Annotated in this window: 22 protein-coding genes and 2 tRNA genes; 23 read left to right on the top strand and 1 reads right to left on the bottom strand. The window is 40.5% G+C overall.

From position 1 onward, the window contains the following. The first annotated feature begins 1 nt into the window (after window position 1). From ACQRBN_RS15265 to ACQRBN_RS15205, 13 genes are all read left to right on the top strand, one after another. Window positions 2–727, top strand: a complete 726-nt coding sequence (locus tag ACQRBN_RS15265) for an accessory gene regulator B family protein (RefSeq protein WP_427739892.1) — start codon at window positions 2–4, stop codon at window positions 725–727. 165 nt (window positions 728–892) lie between these two features. Continuing rightward, window positions 893–1,495: a radical SAM protein gene (locus ACQRBN_RS15260; RefSeq protein ID WP_427739891.1), complete on the top strand. Its 603-nt coding sequence runs from the start codon at window positions 893–895 to the stop codon at window positions 1,493–1,495. Window positions 1,496–1,533: 38 nt separating this feature from the next. Further along, on the top strand, window positions 1,534–3,036 hold the full coding sequence (locus tag ACQRBN_RS15255; protein ID WP_427739890.1) for a CXXX repeat peptide maturase: 1,503 nt from the start codon (window positions 1,534–1,536) through the stop codon (window positions 3,034–3,036). Then, entirely contained in the window at window positions 3,036–3,293 is a 258-nt protein-coding gene (locus ACQRBN_RS15250; protein ID WP_427739889.1) for a CXXX repeat peptide modification system protein, read from the top strand. The genes ACQRBN_RS15255 and ACQRBN_RS15250 overlap by 1 nt, the downstream gene beginning before the upstream one ends. A 295-nt stretch (window positions 3,294–3,588) precedes the next feature. Continuing rightward, window positions 3,589–5,574, top strand: a complete 1,986-nt coding sequence (locus tag ACQRBN_RS15245) for an ABC transporter permease (RefSeq protein ID WP_427739888.1) — start codon at window positions 3,589–3,591, stop codon at window positions 5,572–5,574. Then, complete coding sequence (locus ACQRBN_RS15240; protein WP_427739887.1) at window positions 5,561–6,313, top strand: ABC transporter ATP-binding protein; 753 nt, start codon at window positions 5,561–5,563, stop codon at window positions 6,311–6,313. The genes ACQRBN_RS15245 and ACQRBN_RS15240 overlap by 14 nt, the downstream gene beginning before the upstream one ends. Before the next feature lie 2 nt (window positions 6,314–6,315). Further along, window positions 6,316–8,016, top strand: a complete 1,701-nt coding sequence (locus ACQRBN_RS15235) for an ABC transporter ATP-binding protein (RefSeq protein WP_427739886.1) — start codon at window positions 6,316–6,318, stop codon at window positions 8,014–8,016. A 510-nt stretch (window positions 8,017–8,526) separates the two neighbouring features. Beyond that, window positions 8,527–9,666 carry a substrate-binding domain-containing protein gene (locus ACQRBN_RS15230; protein WP_427739884.1) on the top strand — a complete coding sequence of 380 codons (1,140 nt, stop codon included), beginning with the start codon at window positions 8,527–8,529 and terminating at the stop codon, window positions 9,664–9,666. Window positions 9,667–9,774: 108 nt separating this feature from the next. Next, window positions 9,775–11,295 carry a sugar ABC transporter ATP-binding protein gene (locus tag ACQRBN_RS15225; protein ID WP_427739883.1) on the top strand — a complete coding sequence of 507 codons (1,521 nt, stop codon included), beginning with the start codon at window positions 9,775–9,777 and terminating at the stop codon, window positions 11,293–11,295. Continuing rightward, a complete protein-coding gene (locus tag ACQRBN_RS15220; protein WP_427739881.1) occupies window positions 11,279–12,253 on the top strand; it encodes an ABC transporter permease in 975 nt (324 codons plus the stop codon). The genes ACQRBN_RS15225 and ACQRBN_RS15220 overlap by 17 nt, the downstream gene beginning before the upstream one ends. 12 nt (window positions 12,254–12,265) lie before the next feature. Beyond that, entirely contained in the window at window positions 12,266–13,258 is a 993-nt protein-coding gene (locus ACQRBN_RS15215) for an ABC transporter permease (protein WP_427739879.1), read from the top strand. 27 nt (window positions 13,259–13,285) lie between these two features. Beyond that, on the top strand, window positions 13,286–13,999 hold the full coding sequence (locus ACQRBN_RS15210) for an amidohydrolase family protein (RefSeq protein ID WP_427739878.1): 714 nt from the start codon (window positions 13,286–13,288) through the stop codon (window positions 13,997–13,999). A gap of 103 nt (window positions 14,000–14,102) precedes the next feature. Continuing rightward, window positions 14,103–15,230 (top strand): ROK family protein, encoded by a 1,128-nt coding sequence (locus tag ACQRBN_RS15205; RefSeq protein WP_427739877.1) that lies wholly within the window; start codon window positions 14,103–14,105, stop codon window positions 15,228–15,230. 94 nt (window positions 15,231–15,324) lie between these two features. Here the strand turns inward: ACQRBN_RS15205 and ACQRBN_RS15200 are convergent, their stop codons facing one another. Further along, a complete protein-coding gene (locus tag ACQRBN_RS15200; RefSeq protein WP_427739876.1) occupies window positions 15,325–15,693 on the bottom strand; it encodes a VOC family protein in 369 nt (122 codons plus the stop codon). Between the two features lie 248 nt (window positions 15,694–15,941). Here ACQRBN_RS15200 and tsaE point away from each other — a divergent pair, with 248 nt between their 5' ends. The 10 genes from tsaE to ACQRBN_RS15150 all read left to right on the top strand — a co-directional run bounded on the left by tsaE (window position 15,942) and on the right by ACQRBN_RS15150 (window position 21,982). Next, window positions 15,942–16,367, top strand: coding sequence for a tRNA (adenosine(37)-N6)-threonylcarbamoyltransferase complex ATPase subunit type 1 TsaE (gene tsaE / locus ACQRBN_RS15195; protein ID WP_427739874.1), 426 nt, complete (start codon window positions 15,942–15,944; stop codon window positions 16,365–16,367). Continuing rightward, entirely contained in the window at window positions 16,355–17,080 is a 726-nt protein-coding gene (gene tsaB / locus ACQRBN_RS15190; protein ID WP_427739873.1) for a tRNA (adenosine(37)-N6)-threonylcarbamoyltransferase complex dimerization subunit type 1 TsaB, read from the top strand. Before tsaE ends, tsaB begins: the two co-directional genes overlap by 13 nt. Next, on the top strand, window positions 17,073–18,107 hold the full coding sequence (locus ACQRBN_RS15185; RefSeq protein WP_427739872.1) for a threonine aldolase family protein: 1,035 nt from the start codon (window positions 17,073–17,075) through the stop codon (window positions 18,105–18,107). The genes tsaB and ACQRBN_RS15185 overlap by 8 nt, the downstream gene beginning before the upstream one ends. A gap of 2 nt (window positions 18,108–18,109) precedes the next feature. Beyond that, window positions 18,110–18,550 carry a ribosomal protein S18-alanine N-acetyltransferase gene (gene rimI, locus ACQRBN_RS15180; protein ID WP_427739871.1) on the top strand — a complete coding sequence of 147 codons (441 nt, stop codon included), beginning with the start codon at window positions 18,110–18,112 and terminating at the stop codon, window positions 18,548–18,550. A 106-nt stretch (window positions 18,551–18,656) separates the two neighbouring features. Beyond that, window positions 18,657–18,890, top strand: a complete 234-nt coding sequence (locus tag ACQRBN_RS15175; protein WP_427739870.1) for a hypothetical protein — start codon at window positions 18,657–18,659, stop codon at window positions 18,888–18,890. 51 nt (window positions 18,891–18,941) lie between these two features. After that, a complete protein-coding gene (locus ACQRBN_RS15170; protein WP_427739869.1) occupies window positions 18,942–19,850 on the top strand; it encodes a ribonuclease Z in 909 nt (302 codons plus the stop codon). Between the two features lie 27 nt (window positions 19,851–19,877). Then, on the top strand, window positions 19,878–20,906 hold the full coding sequence (gene tsaD, locus ACQRBN_RS15165) for a tRNA (adenosine(37)-N6)-threonylcarbamoyltransferase complex transferase subunit TsaD (protein WP_427739868.1): 1,029 nt from the start codon (window positions 19,878–19,880) through the stop codon (window positions 20,904–20,906). A gap of 2 nt (window positions 20,907–20,908) precedes the next feature. After that, window positions 20,909–21,655, top strand: a complete 747-nt coding sequence (gene ispD / locus ACQRBN_RS15160; RefSeq protein WP_427739900.1) for a 2-C-methyl-D-erythritol 4-phosphate cytidylyltransferase — start codon at window positions 20,909–20,911, stop codon at window positions 21,653–21,655. A 90-nt stretch (window positions 21,656–21,745) separates the two neighbouring features. Continuing rightward, window positions 21,746–21,831, top strand: a tRNA-Ser gene (locus ACQRBN_RS15155). Between the two features lie 61 nt (window positions 21,832–21,892). Then, window positions 21,893–21,982 (top strand) — tRNA-Ser (locus ACQRBN_RS15150). Window positions 21,983–22,148 lie beyond the last annotated feature (166 nt).

The following is a 22,148-nucleotide window of genomic DNA, read 5'->3' as shown; positions in this document are numbered from 1 at the left end:
GTTGGGAACGGAATTTGAATCGTTGGGAACAGAAGGGAAGAAATTAATTAGTGAAAGTGCTATGATGACTATAAAGTTAAGGAAAGCGGTTATGTGGCTGAGTAATATAGTTCATCAGATAGCACTTTTTTTAGTGCGGGAAAAAATATTAAGTGAAAAAGATAGTCAATGGGGAGAATATCTGATTCAAAAACGCGTGTTAAGTCTAGGCGTTTTTGGGGTGCTTTTAATTGTAGGGTGTTCTTTAGCGGGAATTCTGGAAAGTATGTGCTTTATAATCAATTTTTTGTATATAAGACGGAGAGCAGGAGGATATCACGCAAGTTCTCCGCTGAGATGTCTGGAATTATCGGTTACTGTTGAAATCACTTCATTTATTGTTGTTTTTGTACTCGAGAACAAGATAGAAAATATAAGAAGTATATACGGGATACTGTTGGCGTGTAGTATATTAGTGATTATATTTATTTATCCCAGAAAATATGATGAATACGGCTTCAATGACAGTGAGTGGAGAGTAAATAAAAGTATTACAAGAAGAATTATAGTTATTGAAAGTATTATATATTTTTTGGCTGATCGAACAATGCAAAAATCAGAATTATTCCAAAGGTGTCGTGGATATTATGTTGCCAGCATAGTGGTAGTAGCAACATTTATTATAGTATCAAAGTTACTTGAAAAAGGAGAAGGAGAAAATGATTTTAAAAGAGAAAATGATTCATAAGATCGCAAAGTATGTAGAGAAAAAAATCCAGAAAGAAAAGACAGATTGACCTCCAATATGTATAGGACCGTTTTATCAACCAAAACGACCAGGTAATACTGATGTTAAGAAGGAATTATAGTACACAGATGGAAGATGAAATGAAGATACGAGAGGTTGGGAATCATGGGAGAATATTCAATTGGTAAGCCTGTTATGTCATGGGGTGGAGATGACGTACAGACATTAACGTTTATTGTTACTGAAGATTGTAATTTGAGATGTAAATACTGTTACATAACGCATAAATCGAATAATAAAGTATTAGAGTTTGATGTGGCTAGAAAGTTTATAGATTTTGTATTGGAGACTGATTCTATAAGAAGGTGCAATGCAGTGATTCTTGACTTTATTGGTGGAGAGCCGTTGCTTGAGGCCGAATTGATTGATCAGATTTGCGATTATTTTAAAATACAGTCCTATAAAAAAGGGCATCAATGGTATTGGAATTATAGAATCAATATTACGACGAATGGGGTTAATTATTCAAACACAGCCGTACAGAAGTTAATAAATAAAAATAAAGGCAAAATCGGTGTTGGTATCACACTTGATGGAACAAAAGAAAAACACGATATGCAGAGAGTGTTTCCTAATGGTGAGGGGTCGTACGATATAATTATGAAAAGCGTAGATCTTTGGCTTGAGCAGTTTCCAGGGGAGACAAAAGTTACATTTGCAAGTGATGATTTGCCCTTGTTGATAGTATTACATACTTATGGAAAATAGGAATTAAAGATATAGCGGCTAATGTTGTTTATGAAGATGTGTGGAAAGAAGGAGATGATATTGTCTTTGAAGATCAGTTAATTAAACTATCAGATTATATTATCGAAAATGATTTATATAATATATATTCTTGTACATTGTTTGATGATTTTATTGGTATGCCATACGAAAAAGAAGATTTAATACAGACAAGTTGTGGCGCTGGCAAAATGATAGCGTTGAGTCCAACTGGAGATTTATATCCATGCATGAGGTATTATGATTATTCGTTGAACCATAAAAAGGGATACATAATTGGTAATGTAGATGACGGAATAGATATGGATAAAATCAGAGTTTTTGAAACGGTAATGTATCAATATCAGAGTGATAAAGAATGTTTGGAATGTCCGGTTGCACAAGGGTGTGGGTTTTGCCAGGGATTCAATTATGATGAGGCGGATACAGAAACCAATTTTCAAAGAACTAAATACATTTGTAAGATGCATAAAGCAAGGGTGCGAGCGAACCAATATTACTTTAATAAATTGTATCATAAGAAAAATATTTGCAGGGAACGCCCCATGAAATATAAGCGGGAAATGTTGTTTTTATTAAGCGATGATTTTGTAAGTATGTGTTCTTATCGTAATCAATGTACGGGAAAAAGTATGATGAGTGATGCAGTCTTGCAAGATGGGTTGCATTTTGCTTTTCGGAACTTTTTTAGACCAATATTAGTGTATGGAGATAATGATATTAAAATCCAGACATGTTTTGAAAAGTACGATATCTTATTTATATTGCCAGCAAGAAGATATATACAGGAATTAGAGCATTATGAATATTGTCTGGTTTTTGATGAGGAATATCGGGAATACATTGAACAAGTGCCGTTCCAAAGTAACATTATATTTAATGTTGATAGTAAAAATATTAGCGAATTGAGTGTAAAGGTTATTGAGTTGCTGAATCGCTGTAACAGATTAAACCTCAATATACTTGAATATAATAGTGCGTTTGATCTTGAAATGTATGAGAACCAATTGAAGAAAATAGCAAACTATATCATTGGATATTATAAAGAGACAGGAATACAAAAAGAAATTAATGTCTTGACAGATATATTGTTTATGCATGAACACGAAGGGTGTCAGGCAGGAAGTAATCTGTTAGCATATGCTCCAGATGGTAAGATATATATATGCCCTGCATTTTATGCCGAAGAAAAAAGTAGTGTAGGGGACACGGAAGAAGGAATTTTAATAGGAAACCAGCAACTTTTAACAAAAGAATACATGCCATTATGCAATAGATGTGATACGTATCAGTGTGAAAATTGCAAGTATATTAATAAGAAGTATACAAAAGAAGTAAATGTTTCTCCGGCTTTTCAATGCAAAAAGGCACATATTGAGCGGAAAGTTTCGATGAAAATACAAGAAGAGTTAAATGATACATGGAATTTTTCCAATAAACTGAGTGATATTATATATAATGATCCCATATATAATCTTAATTTATTGGGAGAACTGAATGGTTACTATAAGGAGAAGTGTTAATGAGAAGATTGGGAAAAATAGAAGAAAAAGAATGCAAAGAAGGATTAAAGTTATTGGAAAAAAAGAATGCCTTGCATAATTTGCAGATGATTTTAGAAGAAAATGAACTTTTTAAAAGATGCCAGAAAGAATATGAAATGGTAATTCAAAATTACAATCAATGGTGGGAAATTATTATTGATAAGTATTATGGAACGTGTTCTGAAGGAGAAAATTTCATGGTTGATTTTGCAAAAGGCGAGCTCTATTTAAAGTAATAAGAGGTAAAAATCTATTCTATTAGATTTTATCTATAAATATTTAGAAAGGAGAAGAATTATGGGTAGATATGGAAGTAAAATTGGCTCCACCAATGGTGGAAGCCAAACTCAGAGTATTTGCTGGGGATGCGAGAAGGCCTGTGTGTTGAAATGTTCAGGCACCTGTTCATCTAGTTGCATTGGAACTGGAATAAAGACACCATATGCAAATGCACAAGACGAGAAGTAGTTTTTTAAGATATTGGTTTTCATATTGAAGACCAGTATCTTAAAATACCCATATATATGGAAGATGTTAAGGAAAGTAATCTTAAAGAATTTTAGAATTAATATTAAAAACTATATCCTATTCTTTATTAGTGAAATTGTGGCAATAGCCCTGCTCTTTTCGCTTTTGGCATTAAGAGAATGCCTGTTTGAAGGTATTAAAGATGAGATGATCAGGTATATGCTGGAAGTTGAGTTTAAAATTGCAAGTACAGTTATGCTAATTATTACTGTTCTGATGCTGTTTTTTTCCATGAAATATTATATGAAGTCCAGAATGAAGGATTATAGTATGTTTCTTATGCTTGGAATGCGCAGAAGAATTCTGTATCTGATGATGCTGGCAGAGTATAGCATCGGTTGGCTGTGTTCGGCATGTGCAGGGTTGATTCTGGGAAGAGGGCTTGTTGCCGGATGTCAGGTGATTCTTAAGAAAGTGGATGTCACATATGGGATTACTTATTCCATATGTGTGCGAACTTACAGAATAACTCTGGCGGTCAGTCTGGCTGTGATGGCAGTGGCATTTGTGGCTTTAATGGTCATCCTTGAGGAACGGGATTTATCGCAGTTACTAAATGAAGAAAAGAAAAAAGAGATTCGCCCGGTTAGTAAATGGTGGATTATCATGATAACTTTGGGAATTGGATTATATGTGTATGCTTTCCATCAGTATTATACTACGGATGCCGGGATTACATATGCGGTAATGCAATGGATTGTATCGGGATTCCTGATTTTAAGTTTTGGCGGCAGTTTTGTGCTGAAAGCAATCAAAGGAATAAAGAGTATTTACTATAAAAGAGTATTGCAGATAAATCAATATTATTATCGGTATAATAGCAACGTTCTTTTTATATGTATGATGTTTATTATTCATTTTTTGATTATGGGCTATATGAGTTGTTCGATTATAGAGAATCTGCCATTGCAAAATAATCGAAACCAGTACCCGTATGATTATATATGGATTGGTCAGGAAAAAGATGAGGAATATGCAGAGGAATTCGCGGAGAAAGCAAAAGGGGAATATTATTCTTATCCAATGATACGACTTGCATCATGGTCGGGTAGCGAGCATATCGGAATATCGGAGTCTGTATATGAAGAACTGACAGGATATTCTCTTCAATTGGATGATAATGAGATATATCTGGTCATAGAAATGACACCGGATGATGATATTGAAATTATAGATAGAGAAGGGTACGAATCTAATTTCCAGGGAGTGCATACTGGGAAGTATAGAAATGAGATGTATAACGTTTTATTGGATTCAGAGGAATTTAATAGTACATTTAATAAATATAAAATCAGGGAGATTAAGAGAGAAACATTGTGGGGCAGCGTTTCGATGGATAACTATCATGAAAATACAGTTGTTTTTTCAGATAAGAGATTTCAGGAAGAGCGGAATACAATATTACATGAAGCTGATGAGCCAAATGAATTATTTTTGTTTAAGATTCCGAAAACGCAGCGGGAAGAAGTGGGAGAAAAATTGACACGTTATGTGGAGGAATATGGAATTGAGGATGAGCATACTAATTATGAACAAAATGTGTTATATGATATGGATCAGATATTAGAGGCTAATCTAAAGAGGAATCTGTTTAATATTATTAGCAAGGGATTTATCATTGCGGCTTTCTGCATAAGTGGTCTATTTATCATTGGAATGAAGGTATTTTCAGATATTCCGCAATATATAAAAAAATACGAATATTTGAACTGTATGGGAATGCGAAGGAAAGAGGAGAGAAAGTACATAGGAAAAGAAGTGAAAAATGTGTTGCATTTATCCTTGGCAACAGGTTTGTTTTATGGGGTCACATATTTGTATGTTACTGTAAAGATGGGAGATATGTCTACTGCACGACAGGAACACTTTATAAAATACTGGGTTATAATAATTGTAGTTTATTTGATTGTGCAGTTTATATTGGAAAATATATTAGCCGGGGTTCTGATAAAAAGGATAGAAAGGGGAATTTCCGATGAAAGTCATTGAAGTTGAAAAACTGGTTCGCAATTATAAGAAATCTGCAATTAAGAATTCGAGGGATGATGTCAAGGTATTAAAAGGTCTGAATTTCTCTGTAGAAGAAGGCGAGTTCGTAGGAATCATGGGAAAGTCCGGCTGTGGAAAGACAACGCTTCTCAAAGTGCTTGGAATGATTGACAAGCAGACGGACGGAATCATACGGTTCATGGGAAAGGATACCGGTGAGTTGTATGGGGATATGCTGGCAGATATTCGAAGGACCCAGATTGGCTTTATCTTTCAGGATTTCTACCTGATGGACAGCTTGTCGGTAGAAGAAAATATTATGCTGCCGATGATTCTGGGTAGAGAGAAGGCTGATGTAATGCAGAAAGAAGCGGAAAAATGTGCGGAACAATTCCAGATTAGTCATCTGTTAAAAAAGAATCCATATGAATTGTCAGGAGGCGAAAAGCAGAGGGTCGCTATCTGCCGTGCGCTAATCAACAATCCGGATCTGGTTCTTGCTGATGAGCCGACCGGAAACCTGGATTCAAAATCAGGGAAAATCGTAATTGATGCATTATGCCAGATTAATCGGGAATATCATAAGACGATAGTGATGGTAACCCATGATCCTCAGATGGCAAGTCATTGTGGAAGGATTATTCTGCTCAAAGATGGAGTGATACTGGATGTCTTAGAGAGAGGGGAGAGCCAGGAGGAATTCTATCAGGAGATTCTTGGGCGGATGGCAGATTTGTAATAATGGGAAGAGATATATATGAGAGATATTTAAAGAAAGAAAAAGGAGTATTCGTTCTGCTTATTCTTATTATTGGAATCGGAGTAGGGGTAAGCGGAATGAATCCGTATATTTATGGCAACATTATAGACTGTATTACCGGAGGGCAAAAAGGCGAATTTGAAAAATGGCTGATTGCCTTTTTTGGCGTGCTTGTATTGACTCAGGTGTTAGAGTCCGCTGAGTCTGTAATCGGGAATTGGGCAGTCAACCATATAGAGAATGAGATACAGGACAGCCTGATGAAGAAGATGCTTTCTTTAAAATGTAGGGAGATTGATAAGTATACGGAAGGGGAACTGCTGAATCGCTTGGAATTTGACGCAGAGAAAATAATTGAATATTATCTGGATCTGTTGACCAGTATTTTGATGATAGTTCTTAATCTAACTATTTCGATTTATTTTATTTTACGTATATCAAAAAAACTATCAATTATTGCGTTTATCATGCTTCCAATGCTGTATTTGGTGAATTTTGCTTTTCACAATAAAATCCATAAACTAAATAAATGTACAAAGCAATTTGAGGATAGATATTATGGATTTGTGAATGATATTTTTTCGAATTTAAAATGTGTAAAATCGTTTGGGATGGAAGAAAAGTTAAATTCAAATTACATAGAATATCTAAAGAAAAGATTACAGTTACAAATGAAGAATACATATCTTACAAGTTTCATCGGACTCATTAGAGAATTCCTTGGAAATTCAGTAAATATTGTAATTTTGTTTGCTGCGGGAATAGCAATTATCTCAGGAAGTATGACAATAGGTAATATGGTGGCATTCAATTCATATTTGGGGAAATTTTTTGAGGCCATTTCGAAAGTGATGGAGTTGAATTTAAATCGGCAGGGTGTTCTGGTAAGTTATGAGCGAATGATTGAGTTAGAAAACCGTTTGATGGAAGAAAAAGAGACGGGAGTAGTGTTAAAGCAAAAGATTCAAAAAGTGGATTGCAGGGATTTGGCGTTTGGCTATGATGATAAGAAGGTATTAGATGGTTTCAATTTGGAAATTCGAGACACAGGGATTTATTCTTTGGTAGGGGCGAATGGATGTGGAAAGTCCACGTTGTTAAAATTACTTGAGCGATTTTATGAAGTGGATTCAGGAGTAATTGAAATCAATGAAAAAGATATAGAAAAATACACACTTTCCAGTTTGCGGAAATCTATCTTTTATATGGCAAAGGAATCATTTTTCATGCAGGATACAGTAATAAATAATTTGCGTATGGGTCATGATGAGATTTCTGATCAAGAAATAATTGCAGCATGTCAAAGAACGGGAATACATGAGGAAATTGTAAAATTACCAAAGGGATATGAAACTATGGTAGAAAAGGGCGGAAAGAATTTCTCCAGCGGCCAGAAACAAAAGATGGGATTTGCCAGGGTTCTGCTTGCGCAGGCAGATTTGATTTTGTTAGACGAAGTGACTTCTGATTTAGATGGAACAGCAGAAAAACGGATATGTGATCTTATGGAAGAAGTGTCAAAAAAAGCAATGCTGCTTAATATATCTCATAAGCCTGAAAGTTTGATAAGAAGCAGGGAAGTTTTTCTTGTCGAAAATGGAAGAATTATTGGAAGCGGAACACACCAAGAGTTGCTGGAAAAATACGAGCAGTATAGGCGTTTCTTTGAAAGAGAAGTGTAATTGATAAATGGTAATAGAAGAAGCAAGGCAAAAACTAATAAAACTACAATAACAAAGCTTTACACCTTGCAATAACTCTTCATAACCCGAATTTCCATTATTCCCCCGGACAGATTTCAATTCAATACCCATCCGGATCATTAAAAAAGATATGTGGAAATATGCACAGAGGATAAAGTATATAAGCGATATCGGGAGATTTCAGATCTGGAACTAGAATTAGTATAAAGAGAAAGTAAGGCGGCAGCACCAGCGATGAGTTGGCAGTAACCGCCTTTTTTGTTGCCTTTTTCTTTTGTCTATAATATAAAATGTTTTTTGCGTATTGTCGCACATCAAATCCAGAATTGGAACTATTCACAAAAAATATAATTATAATTTGTGAATAATCACAGTTTTAAAGTTACTTAATTAATTTTATTTACAAAGTATAGAGAATCAATTATAATGTATCCATAAATAGTAAGACCTAAGAAGAACGAAGTAAGGTCACAAAAGGAGGATAAGAATATGAAGAAAAAATTAGTTGCCGTATTATTGACAGTTGCAATGGTATTCACAATGGCAGGCTGTTCTGTTGGTTCTGCCCCAGATGATTCAGGGACGGATTCCGGTACAGGTTCTGTAGGTGAAGATAATAATTCGGATGGAAAGACCAATACGCAAAGTAAAGGTGATGGCACTTATAAGGTTGGAATTGCAAACAGGGAGATTACGAATGATTATAACAGGTTGATTGCTTATGGCGCTCAGGGTGTGTTAGAGAAGGCGGGATGTGAAGTGGTTATGACGGATGCAGAAGCGGATGTCCAGAAGCATAACGAAAATGTTGAATCGTTGCTGAATTCAGGGATAGATGCGTTAATTATTCAGTTGGGAGATAATGACCAGTTAGCCCCGCTTTGTGCAGAGGCTGCCGAAAAAGGGATTCCGGTTGTTACTGCAGGAATCAGTTCCCATATTGATAATACTATCTGCGATGTAAATGGTGATGATGCATTGATGGCAACCTTGCTTGCTGACGCGGTATTTGCATCTATTGATTATAGCGGAGACGTGTATGTGTTTTATGTGCCGGGAGCGCCTCTTCTGGAGAATCGATTGGCAGTATTTAGTGCAGTGGCGGGGATGTACTCCGATATTAATGTAATCCCGATGTCTACGGAACATAATGTATCAAAGGTACAGACACAGACAGAAGAACTATTAACCGCTAACCCGGAAGAAGGAAGTATTGCGGCAATTATTGGCACCTATGACTCTTTAATATCAGGAGCAGTAGAATCTGTAAGACAGGCTGGACGTACGGAGATTGTTATGGGCGGCATTGATGGAGACCAGGTAAGCTTTCAGATGTTATTTGGAGAAGATACACCATTTAAAGTTTCGGTCGTTATGGATGCAAATAGTATCGGTGAGACTGCGGCAAATACGATTCTCAGTGTGTTGAATGGTGAGACGGATCCGGATACGATACCATCCAAAGTAGCAACAGCTTGCTATACGGCTACACAGCGTAACGGCGTAGAAGCGGCAGAGATGAAGTGGGGAGAAACAGTGTGGGAAGATATTGGTTTTGCAAAGAGTGATGTGGAAGCCGCTTATCCACAGGATGACGAAGTGATTGTATGCTATCCTACGACTCCGTAGACAATGAAGCATATCTGGAATGAATCAGGTACGGATTGTCAGGTCCATTGCAATAAAATGCTATCTGGGATCCGTACAGACTATAGTACGGAAAGTGAGATGTTATTTATGACGAATCATATCCTTCTTGAATGTAAAGACATCTGCAAGTCATTCGGAAATAATAAAGTACTCAGGGATATTAATCTGCAGATAAAAAGAGGAGAAGTACATGCACTTTTGGGCTCAAATGGTGCAGGAAAATCTACGTTAATCAAGATTATTACAGGCGTTTATCCAAAGGATTCCGGAGAGATATGGATTGATGGAGAGGCTGCAGATATTAAGTCGGTACAGGATGCTGAGAAACTGGGGATTGCCGTGATTCATCAGGATCAGCAGATGGTTCCACTGTTTGATGTGACGCGCAATGCATTTTTGGGTTCAGAGATTACAAATTCGGCGGGAATTATGAATTTGAAAGAAATGCGCCGTCAGGTACAGGAAAAACTAGAATATATTCAGGCGGACTTTGAAGCGGATTGCCTGATTACTTCGCTGAGCGTTGGACAGCGCGAACAGGTGGCGATCGTATCAGCGTTGCTTAAGGATCCAAAGATATTGATTCTGGATGAACCGACAGCATCTTTGAGCAGTAAAGAGATTACACGGCTGTTTGAAATCATTCAATTATTGAAAAAATCAGGTGTTACAATTATTTATATTTCTCATCATTTGGATGAAATTTTCCGCATTACAGACAGGATTACTGTACTGAGAGACAGCCGTGTGCAGGGAACGATGGCTACAGAAGATGTCGATTCTAAGAAGATTGTATCTATGATGATTGGCAGGGAACTGAAGGAATTTTACCCGAAAGAACCGGCAGAGATTGGAAGGAAAATTTTGGAAATTCATGATCTTCATTCCGGAAAAATGGTGAACGGTGTATCGTTGTCTTTAAGAGCGGGGGAGATTCTTGGGCTGGCAGGATTGGTAGGAGCAGGGCGGACAGAGACAATGCTTGCCTTGTATGGTGCAAGAAAAGTAACTGGTGGAACGGTTGTGGTCGATGGGAAACCATATAGACCTGTTTCTCCACTGGATGCCGGGAGACATGGAATTGCATTTATACCGGAAGACAGAAGAAATGAAGGAATCGTAGCGCCTATGAGCATTCGGGAGAATCTTTCATTGTCAGCAGTAAAACTTTGGGCGAAGCATGGCATTATCAGCAGAAAGGCGGAAAAGCAAGGTTCAGATGCGATTATGAAGGCTCTGGATATTGTCTGTACCGATAGAAATCAGGCAGTAAGTGAACTTTCAGGAGGAAACCAACAAAAAGTAGTCATCGGCCGCTGGCTGATCGGTCAATATAAAATCTTCGTGTTTGATCAGCCGACAACTGGCGTGGATGTCGGGGCGAAGACGGAGATATATCGGCAGATGATTAAACTGGCGAAAGATGGCTGCGGGATTTTGTTTCTTTCATCTGAGAATGAGGAACTGTTGGGAATCTGTGACAGGATAGCCGTTATGAATAAGGGGAAGATTGTAAAAGAATTTGAATCTTCGAGTGCAACGGAGCAGGATTTGCTTTATTGGAGTACCGTAGGAGAGGAGCAGGAGCAGCATGAAAAGAAAGAATAAAATACAGATCGGAAATGTGATCATCAAAAGAAGCACAGGTGTTGCCATGATTTTGGTCTTGCTTATTCTGGGGCTTCGTGCGCCGTTGTTTTTTCAGCCAGAGAATATTATGACGGTGTTGAAACAGAGCGGTGTTTTGGTTATGACGGCTTTAAGCATAACGGCAGTACTGATCCCAGGAGGATTTGATATGGGGGCTGGCGCATTGGTACAGTTGACTTGTAATATTGCTGCCGGATTGATTCTTTCCGGTCTTAATCCGGCGCTGACATGGTTTGCCGGACTAGGCATAGGTTTGTTCTTCGGATTGGTCAATGCATGTCTTGTGGTATATATCAAGATCCCGACATTTGTGGCAACTTTGGGAACGATGTATCTTATGACAGGATTGACAGCTTTATATAACGGCGGAAAAGCGCTGACGATGAAGTTGATTGTCAGTTTTCAGATGTTGGGGCAGGGAGAAATACTTGGGTTTCCGGTAATATTCATAGTTGTACTTCTCTTTTGTATCGGGTTGAATTACTTTTTTAAGCGCACTCGAACCGGACTTCGGATGTACGCATGTGGTGAGAATAAAAATGCGGCGGCAATACATGGCATTGACAGCGGCAGATGTATCATACTCGGATATGCCATATCCGGGGCGCTGCTCGGCTTCACGGGTGTTCTACAGTGTTCTTACAATTATGGAGCGTCTGCGGTAGACTATGGTATGGATTTCCTGATTAAAGCGCTGGCATCTGCTTATCTGGGCAGTACATTCTCAAAGACATCGGAGCTTAGCATGTTTGGAACAATGATATCCGGTATTTTTATTGCGGCGCTGTCTAACGTAATGGTAATCAATGGTTTTTCAAATCAGATCGTATCCGGCGTACTTGGCGTGGTATTGATTTTGTCTATTTTGCTGACTGTAATCAAAAAGCGGGATATTGGTCAGGTGACAATCTTTTAAGGGGGTATGGGTATGGAAAATAAATCAGAAACAAAACAAATATCAATCCCCGGAAAAATTATGAATTTTATTGGTGATTACGGCGCAGTGGTTGGTATTTTTCTGTTATTATTGGTATTTCAGTGTATCGACAGTCGTATGCTGCGTTTGACCAATGTCTGGGGAATATTGAAAAACAGTACATTCTTGATCATGATGGCAATGGCGATGACGCTGGTCATGTCAGTTCGAGGGATTGATCTGTCGATTGCTCAGGTAGCAGATGCGGCGGGAGTTTTAACAGCATTTTTAATTTTGAACGGAACGAATGCGGTAATGGCCATAGCGGCAGGAATTGGTCTGGGCCTTTTGGTCGGAGCGGTGAATGCAGTCTTGATGGCATATTTGGGAGTGCCGGCGTTGATTGGGACACTGGGAATGATGTATGTGGTGAGAAGTTTTGAATTAGTGCTGACAAATGGTTCCCAGCCACAGATGCTTTTTACGCTAAACAGGTCGATTACGCAAGTTTTCCTGAATATGGGGCAAGGTAATATCGCTGGAATTCCTAATGTGTTGATTATATGTATTATTGCGGTAATCCTTGTCTATCTGCTGAAAGAGCGATCTGTGGCAGGGCGCCACATGGATGCGTTATGCGGCAATGTACAGACATCGTTTCTAAGCGGAATTAATGTTCGTAAAACCTTTGCAGTGACATTTATTATTAGTTCTCTTTTAGCGGCGATCGCGGGTCTTATGATTACGGCAAGAGCCGGTGGAGCGACTCCAAGAGCGGTAGAATCTTATTTAAATGATTGCTTTGTAGCCGTTTATATCGGCACCCTGCTTTCTAAGGAAAGAAAATTCAATGTGTTAGGGACGGTTGTGGGATGCCTGTTTGTGGGAGTTATGAGCAATTTCTTTACGCTCATGGGACTTGGAAATGGAATTAAGCAGTTGTGCAATGGCTGTTTTATCATAATGGCGGTTGCGTTAGGAACATTGAGAAGCAAAAAGAAATAGGTAAAACAGATCAGGAGGAGAAAAGATATGTTAAAAATTGACGCGCATTCGCATGCAGGAGAAGGAGCCGCAAAATGGAACGGCAAACAGATTGTCAGCCAGATGAATACAATGGGAGTGGATAAAACGGTGATATTTCCATTTACAGAAGGGTATTTTCATAATGATGATATTCCGAAATATGTTGCGGAAAATCCAGATCGTTTGATTCCGTTTTGTGCGGTAAACCCGTGGAATTTTCATACGGCTACAGATGAATTAGAAAGATGTTACAAGACAGGATTCAAAGGTTTGAAACTGCATCCGACACTTTGCGGATTCCGGTTAAGTGATCATAAACTTGTAGACCCATTGTTTGAAATTACGGCGGCATACGGCGGGGTAATAATTGTACATGGTTCTTCGGATCTTTACAATTGTCCGTTGGAATTTGACCGGATGGCAAAAAGATTCCCTAAGGTTCCTCTTTTGATGGCACACTGTGGATTTTTCTGGGAATGGGAGTTGGCAATTGAATTAGCAGAAGAAAATGATAATTTATATTTGGAGACATCCAGAGTACCGGGATTTGAGACGAGTAAAATCATAGAACACTTGGGAGCGGGTAAAGTCATCTGGGGTACAGACGGACCATTCTGCGATTACGAGTGGGAATTTCGAAAGATTGAGCGTTATGCCAAAACAGGAAATGATTTTGATATGATCATGGGCGGAAATATTGCCGATCTGCTGAATTTGTGAAGGAAATCTGTTGTCAGATACTTTTCTTTGCTGGAAAAATCTAGTAATATAGATAAGTAGTTATAGTTTTATCATACTATACAGGAGGAAGGTAACGTATCCAATGAACCGTGTAGATATCAAGGAAGTTAATCGCAATCGAGTATATCAGTTGGTTTATCAGCAGGAGCAGGTCTCAAAGCCGGCAATTGCTTCAGCCCTGGGAATAAGTCTGCCAACGGCATCGCAATGTGTGAATGAACTGATTGAACGCAATCTTGTGTATGAGAAAGGATATTTTGAATCGACAGGGGGCAGGAAAGCGGCGATTATTACACTAAACAGAGATATTAAGGTGAGCGTAGGATTGGAGATATTGAAAGAGTTGATTCATCTTACGGTTATCGACCTGTATGGAACAGTGATTCATGAGAAGTTTATTCCGTTTCGTTTTAATAATGATGAAGCATACTGCATTCGAGTCGGAGAATATATTATGGAGTTTATTGCTGAATGTAGGCTCTGTCATGATACGATTCTGGGGGTGGGAATTGCAATACAAGGTCTGGTTGATGAGAAAACAGGAAATGTCACTTTTGGAAGGATACTGAATGCAAATGGATTTTGTGCAGACCGGATTGGAAGATATGTCCCGTTTTCCTGTACGCTTCGTCATGATACGGAACTTGCGGCGTCTTTTGCACTTTGGCATAATCCGGCAATTAAGGATGCGCTTTATATGGTTCTGAATCGTAATCTTGGAGGTGCTGTTATTATCAATGGGGAAGTACACCGTGGACAGATTCTTCCAAGCGGTTTGATTGCGCATATGACACTTGTGCCAGAAGGTGAACTGTGTTACTGTGGCCGGAGAGGATGCGTTGAAAGGTATTGTTCTGCAGATTCTATTATTCATGCGTTTGAACAGGAATTAGATGACTTCTTTGATGACTTGCGTAATGGGGAACCGAAGCATGTGGCATTCTGGGAACAGTATTTAAAATATCTATCAAGGGCAATCTATAATTACCAGATTCTCATGAGTACAGAAGTTGTGATAGGCGGTGTGGCCGCGAAATATCTGACGGAAGAAGATTTGCACAAGGTGGTTGATATGGAATTGGAAAAATCGAATATTGCAGAAAGGTTTCCAAGAATATCTATATCTGAATATAATAATACTGCTGCGGGAGCAGCGTTGATTTATATAAAAGAATTCCTTGGACAATTCGGAATTCGGGTTAAAGCGTAAAAAAGAACGGAAGAGTCAGGTGAAGGAGAAATATTTCCCCATGCGTCTCCTTCACCGTACATTTCCAACACTCTTTTTCCACGCCTAATTCTCTTTATTCCCCCGGACAGATCTCAATCCAATACCCATCCGGATCATTAATAAAATATATCCCCATCTCCATATTCTCAAAACAAACGCAGTCCATCGCCTTATGGTGAGCCAATGCAGCCTCCATATCATCCACCCGCATTGCCAGATGGAATTCATTATCTCCGAGATTATAAGGTCTGTCCATATCGCGGAGCCAGGTCAGTTCCAGTAAATGGGGTGTCGTCTCGTCGCCCATGAATACTAATTTAAAACTTCCGTCTTCGGCTTCTTTTTCCCTTGTAATCGTAAGACCAAGTGCTTTCTGGTAAAAATCAATCGACTTCTTAAGGTCTAATACATTGATATTATTGTGGTAAAATGTGAATTTCATAATCATAATCCTCCTCGTATTGACAAATTGCATATAAAGCGATACCGTAACCAAATTAAGTATATCATAAAGTATGCGATAAAAGTATACAACAAAAATATATCATCGGTGGCAGAAGAAAAAAAGATGTGTTATAATATCCACGCAGACGGCATTTTTATGGCAAATCTGTCTGTTGGATAGATTGCCTGGCATCCTGAGGAGAACTGCCAGTAGCAAGTCCATTAGATAAAGAAAGGACATTCCTTATGATAATAGAGACCAATAGTGAGAAAGAGACATACGAATTAGGCGTTCAGATGGGACAGGCTGCCACAACGGGGCAGGTCTATACCCTCGTTGGAGACCTGGGCGTTGGCAAGACAGTATTTACCAAGGGTCTGGCAGCAGGGCTTGGAATTGAAGAGCCGGTCAGCAGTCCGACATTTACCATCGTGCAGATATACGAGGAAGGGCGTCTGCCCTTCTATCATTTTGATGTCTATCGGATTGGTGATGTGGAAGAGATGGACGAGATTGGATATGAAGATTATATCTATGGGGAAGGCGTAAGCCTGATCGAGTGGGCGAATCTGATCGAAGAGATTCTGCCGGAACATTATACGGAGATTAAGATAGAGAAGAACCTGGAAAAAGGATTTGATTATCGGAGGGTTAGCATATGCGAATATTAGCACTGGATAGTTCCGGGCTTGTTGCAAGTGTAGCGGTTGTGGAAGCCGGACAGATGGAAGAAGAGACGATTGCGGAGTATACGGTGAATTATAAGAAGACTCATTCCCAGACGCTGCTTCCGATGCTGGATGAAGTGGCGAAGATGATAGAACTGGATATGGATACCATTGACGCAATAGCGGTTGCGGCAGGGCCGGGATCATTTACTGGACTGCGGATTGGTTCTGCTACGGCGAAAGGATTAGGGCTTGCCCTGAACAAGCCTTTGATTCATATACCGACCTTGGAGGGACTGGCATATAATATGTGCGGCACGGATAAAATCGTGTGCCCGATTATGGATGCCAGAAGAGGCCAGGTCTATACCGGAATCTATGAATTCGATGGCAAGAACCTGGTAGTTCTGGAAGATCAGATGGCTATCAGTATTGAAGAATTGGGTGAGAAACTTATGGCTTATGATAGGGAGATCGTATTCTTAGGAGATGGTGTTCCTGTATTCAAGTCCGCATTAACAGAGCGTATTATGGCAGGAAAGAAGATCTCTTTCGCGCCGGCGCATATGAACCGGCAGAGGGCAGCGTCTGTGGGGACGCTTGGAATACTGTATTACCGGGACGGGAAGATAGAGACAGCAGCAGAGCATCAGCCGGATTATCTGCGAGTATCCCAGGCAGAGCGGGAACGAAAGGAGAGGCTGGGGCATGATTAGATTCGAATGTGATTATCTGGAGGGAGCACATCCACAGATATTAAAAAAGATGGCAGAGACTAATCTTGAGCAGACGGCTGGGTATGGCAATGATCCTTATTGCGACAGTGCGAAAGAAAAGATTCGAAAACTATGCGGTGAGGCAGATGTAGACATTCATTTTCTTGTGGGTGGAACGCAGACGAATTGCACAGTGATCAGTGCTGTCCTGCGCCCTTACCAGGGGGTCCTTGCAGCGGTGACAGGTCATATTAATGTACACGAGACCGGTGCGATAGAAGCATCCGGCCATAAGGTTCTGGCGCTTCCGAGTGAAGACGGGAAGATTACGGCAGATCAGGTGCGAGAGAGTTATGAAGCCCATTGGAATGACGCGGATCATGAACATATTGTGCAGCCGGGAATGGTGTATATCTCCCAGCCGACAGAGAACGGGACGCTCTATTCTAAGGAAGAACTCCAGGATCTGCATGATACCTGCAAGGAATTGGAATTACCGCTGTTTATGGATGGTGCCAGAATGGGGTATGGGTTAATGTCGAAGATTAACACACTTACATTGGAAGATATTGCAGCGTTAACAGATGTATTTTACATCGGAGGAACGAAAGTGGGTGCTTTGTTCGGAGAGGCGGTTGTGATCTCTCATCCTGCGCTTAAGAAGGATTTTCGTTATCTGATCAAACAACACGGAGGAATGCTTGCGAAAGGGCGTCTTCTGGGAATCCAGTTTGATACGTTATTTACAGATGGATTGTATTTTGAGATTGCAAAGTATGCAGACGACCTGGCGATGCGTCTGAAAGAGGTATTCGTGAAGAAAGGGTATCCGCTTCGATTTGACTCTTATACGAATCAGCAGTTCCCGATTCTTCCGAATGAACATATAGAGCAATTGCGTAAGAAATACTCATTTGCATTCTGGGAGACTGTGGATGACTCCCATAGTGCAGTGCGCTTTTGCACCAGTTGGGCGACAAAAGAAGAAGCGGTCAGCGAATTGATTCGGGATATCGAGGTGATATAATATTGAAGATTCAGGAAATCTGTGAAAATGATGCTGCAGCGGTTGAAACTTTAGAAAAGAAGATATTTCCCGATCCTTGGACGACAGTTGGAATTAAGGAAACGCTGGCTCAGAAAGGCACTCTGGTTCTGGGTGCATGGAAGGATGGGAGCCTGATCGGATATGTGATCGTATATTATGTGTTGGATGAGGGTGAGATTGCCCGGATTGCGGTAGATGAATCTAGCCGCCGCCAAGGGGTTGCCGGTCATCTGATGCTTAGGCTGGAAGATTTCTGCGAGGAAAATGGTATCGCAAAACTTATGCTGGATGTCAGGGAGAGTAATGCGGCAGCGATTGCGTTCTATAAGGATCATGGATTTACAGAAGATGGCATCCGCAAGAACTATTATGCGAATCCAAAAGAAGATGCAATACTTATGAGCCGGGAACTTGGCAGTTGATTGGCAGTTATGACAACAGTTCCCACTGGAATAGAGGGTCATAAGCAGATATAATGTAGGCGTAGCAAGTAAGAAAAAGTAACAAGATACTCATAGGAGGAATTGTATGCGCCAGTATAGAACAGAATTAGAAGCAACCAATAAAATCGAGAAGATCATATGCAATAAATGTGGGAAAGAGATTCTGGTATGCCAAGGGGTTCCCCAGGAGGATGTGCTGGAAGTTGAGAAGCGTTGGGGTTATCATTCCAGAAAGGATAATCAGGTAGACCGCTTCGATCTCTGCGAGGATTGCTATGATGAACTGGTTCAAAACTTCCGGTTCAAGCCGAAGAATTAATTAAGCCGGGACTTCTTGAAATGGAAATTCAGATAGAAATAGAGGTAAGATATGTTAGATGTATGTTTGTTAGGGACGGGCGGTATGATGCCGCTGCCGTACCGCTGGCTTACAGCACTTATGGTACGGTATAATGGCAGCAGTGTCCTGATCGACTGTGGAGAAGGAACACAGATTGCGATTAAGGAGAAGGGATGGAGTTTCAAGCCCATAGATGTGATCTGTTTTACCCATTATCATGGGGATCATATCAGCGGGCTGCCGGGGCTTCTTCTGACAATGGGTAATGCAGACCGTACGGAACCGCTGACGCTCATAGGACCAAGAGGATTGGAACGGGTGGTAAATGCGCTGAGAGTGATTGTGCCGGAATTGCCATTCCCTATCAGATATATGGAGATTGCAGAGCCGGAGAAGACATTCGAGATGAATGGCTACCGGCTAAAAGCATTTCGTGTAAATCACAATGTCACTTGCTATGGATACACGATGGAGATCGACCGTGCGGGCAAATTCGATGTAGAGCGCGCCAATGATGCCCAGATTCCACAGAAATACTGGGGGATTCTGCAAAAAGGCGAGAATGTAGATACGGGAGAGCATATTTACACGCCAGACATGGTGCTGGGTCCGGCGCGTAAAGGAATCAAACTTACCTACTGTACAGATACCCGTCCGACGGATTCTATAAGAAATAACGCGGCAGGTTCTGATCTGTTTATCTGTGAAGGCATGTATGGCGAGAAGGATAAACTGAAGAAGGCGAAAGAATATAAACATATGACGTTCTATGAGGCGGCGCAGCTTGCAAAAGAAGCGGATGTAAAGGAGATGTGGCTGACGCATTACAGTCCGTCCCTTGCGAAGCCGGAAGAATATATGGATGAAGTAAGAGCAATCTTCCCGAGAGCGATCGCGGCAAAGGATAAAAGGTCCGTAGAACTTGTATTTTCGGATTGAGAATAAATAGTAACGAAAGGCATGAATATGAGCGAGAAAAAAGATGTATTAATTCTGGCAATTGAAAGTTCCTGTGATGAGACGGCAGCAGCCGTGGTAAAGAATGGTCGGGAAGTACTGTCGAATGTGATATCCTCCCAGATTGCAATCCATACATTATATGGCGGAGTGGTACCTGAGATTGCATCCAGAAAACATATAGAGAAGATTAATCAGGTGATCGAAGCGGCGTTAAAAGAATCAGGTGTTACGCTGGAAGAGATTGATGCGATTGGTGTGACCTATGGCCCGGGGCTGGTAGGCGCGCTTCTGGTAGGAGTCGCGGAAGCAAAAGCCATTGCTTATGCGGCAAAGAAGCCTTTAGTAGGAGTTCACCATATCGAGGGGCATATTGCGGCCAATTTTATAGAACACAGAGATCTCGAACCGCCATTTTTCTCTTTGGTAGTTTCCGGTGGGCATACTCATCTCGTGAGAGTGAAAGATTACGGGAAGTTCGACATTATTGGCAGGACGAGAGATGATGCGGCGGGAGAAGCATTTGACAAGGTGGCAAGAGCGATTGGATTGGGCTATCCCGGCGGTCCGAAGATTGATAAGGTATCAAAAGAAGGGAATCCGGAGGCGATAACATTTCCCAGAGCACATGTGGAAGATGCGCCTTATGACTTTAGTTTCAGTGGCGTGAAGTCCGCAGTGCTGAATTACATTAATGGCTGTCAGATGAAAGGGGAGGAGTATAGCCAGGCTGATGTTGCGGCTTCTTTCCAGAAAGCGGTCACTGATGTTCTGGTGGCGAATGCGATGCATGCGGTAGAAGAGTATCATGTGGGTCAATTCGCGATTGCAGGAGGCGTTGCCTCTAATAGCGCGCTTAGAGAGGCTATGAAGGCAGCGTGTGAGGAACGAGGAGTGAAGTTCTACTATCCGTCGCCTGTCTATTGTACGGATAATGCGGCGATGATTGGCGTTGCGGCATATTATGAATATATCAATGGAACGAGACATGGATGGGACTTGAACGCGGTCCCGAATCTGAAGTTAGGTGAGCGATAATGATGCGGAATAAGAAAAGGTGCACGGCGGTAGTGCTTTCTGCCGGACAAGGCAAACGCATGGGAGCGTCTGTCCAAAAACAGTATATAGAACTGGAAGGCAAACCGATTATTTATTATACATTGAAAGCATTTCAGGAGTCAGAAGTCATTGACGACATTGTGCTTGTTGTCGGCAAAGATCAGATTCCTTATGTAAATGATGAGATTGTGAGGAAGTATCATTTTACGAAGGTGGATACGATTGTGGAAGGCGGCAAGGAACGCTATGATTCTGTCTGGCAGGGGCTTAAGGTGATTGCCGGTCGGGAAGATGGGCTTGCGGCTACTGTCCAGGATAGTTATGTGTTCATCCATGACGGGGCAAGATTATTCGTGAACGAGGATATTCTGAAACGGGGCTATGAGACTGTCGATGAGTTCGGCGCATGTGTTGCAGGAATGCCGAGTAAAGATACAGTCAAATTAATAGATGACAATGGTTTTGCTGTAAATACACCGGAAAGAAAATATGTATGGACGGTACAGACGCCGCAGATATTCAAAACTTCTTTGATTATCGAGGCATATTCCAGGCTGATGCGGGAAGAATGTATTAATGTAACGGATGATGCGATGGTAGTAGAACAGATGATGGGGATGCCTGTCAAATTGTTTGAAGGATCTTACGAGAATATCAAGATTACGACGCCAGAAGATCTGGAGATAGCCGAAGTATTCCTAAGTGAGAAAAAGAATGGAAAAAAATGAAAAAAGTTGAAAATTAGATATTGACGAGGGGATTTTTCTGTGCTAGAATAACCAATGTCGCTGAGATGTGACGAAAGCAATTGAATATGTGGAGAGGTATCGAAGTGGTCATAACGAGGCGGTCTTGAAAACCGTTTGTCCGAGAGGGCGCGTGGGTTCGAATCCCACCCTCTCCGCTTGAAAAAACTACCAGACGGTAAGATGGTAGTTTTTTCTATGAAAGAATCGAGCAGATGTGGAGAAATACCCAAGCTGGCCGAAGGGGCTCCCCTGGAAAGGGAGTAGGTCGTTAATAGCGGCGCGAGGGTTCAAATCCCTCTTTCTCCGTTTGTCTGACAAGCCTAAACCTAGTGGTTTGTAAGTCTTAAAATGAGCATATTTAGTGTGTGAAAAATGACGTAGAAAAAAGTTGAAAAAACTTAAAAAAACATCTTGACAAATAATTGCAACCCATGATATTATGTCTAGGCTGACTCGTGAGAGACAGGCAAAA

Source organism: Bariatricus sp. SGI.154 (assembly GCF_050313795.1).
Classification (GTDB): Bacteria; Bacillota; Clostridia; order Lachnospirales; family Lachnospiraceae; genus CAMBRQ01.
Note: the sequence above shows the minus strand (reverse complement) of the source record. Positions and strands in the feature narration are given on the sequence as shown.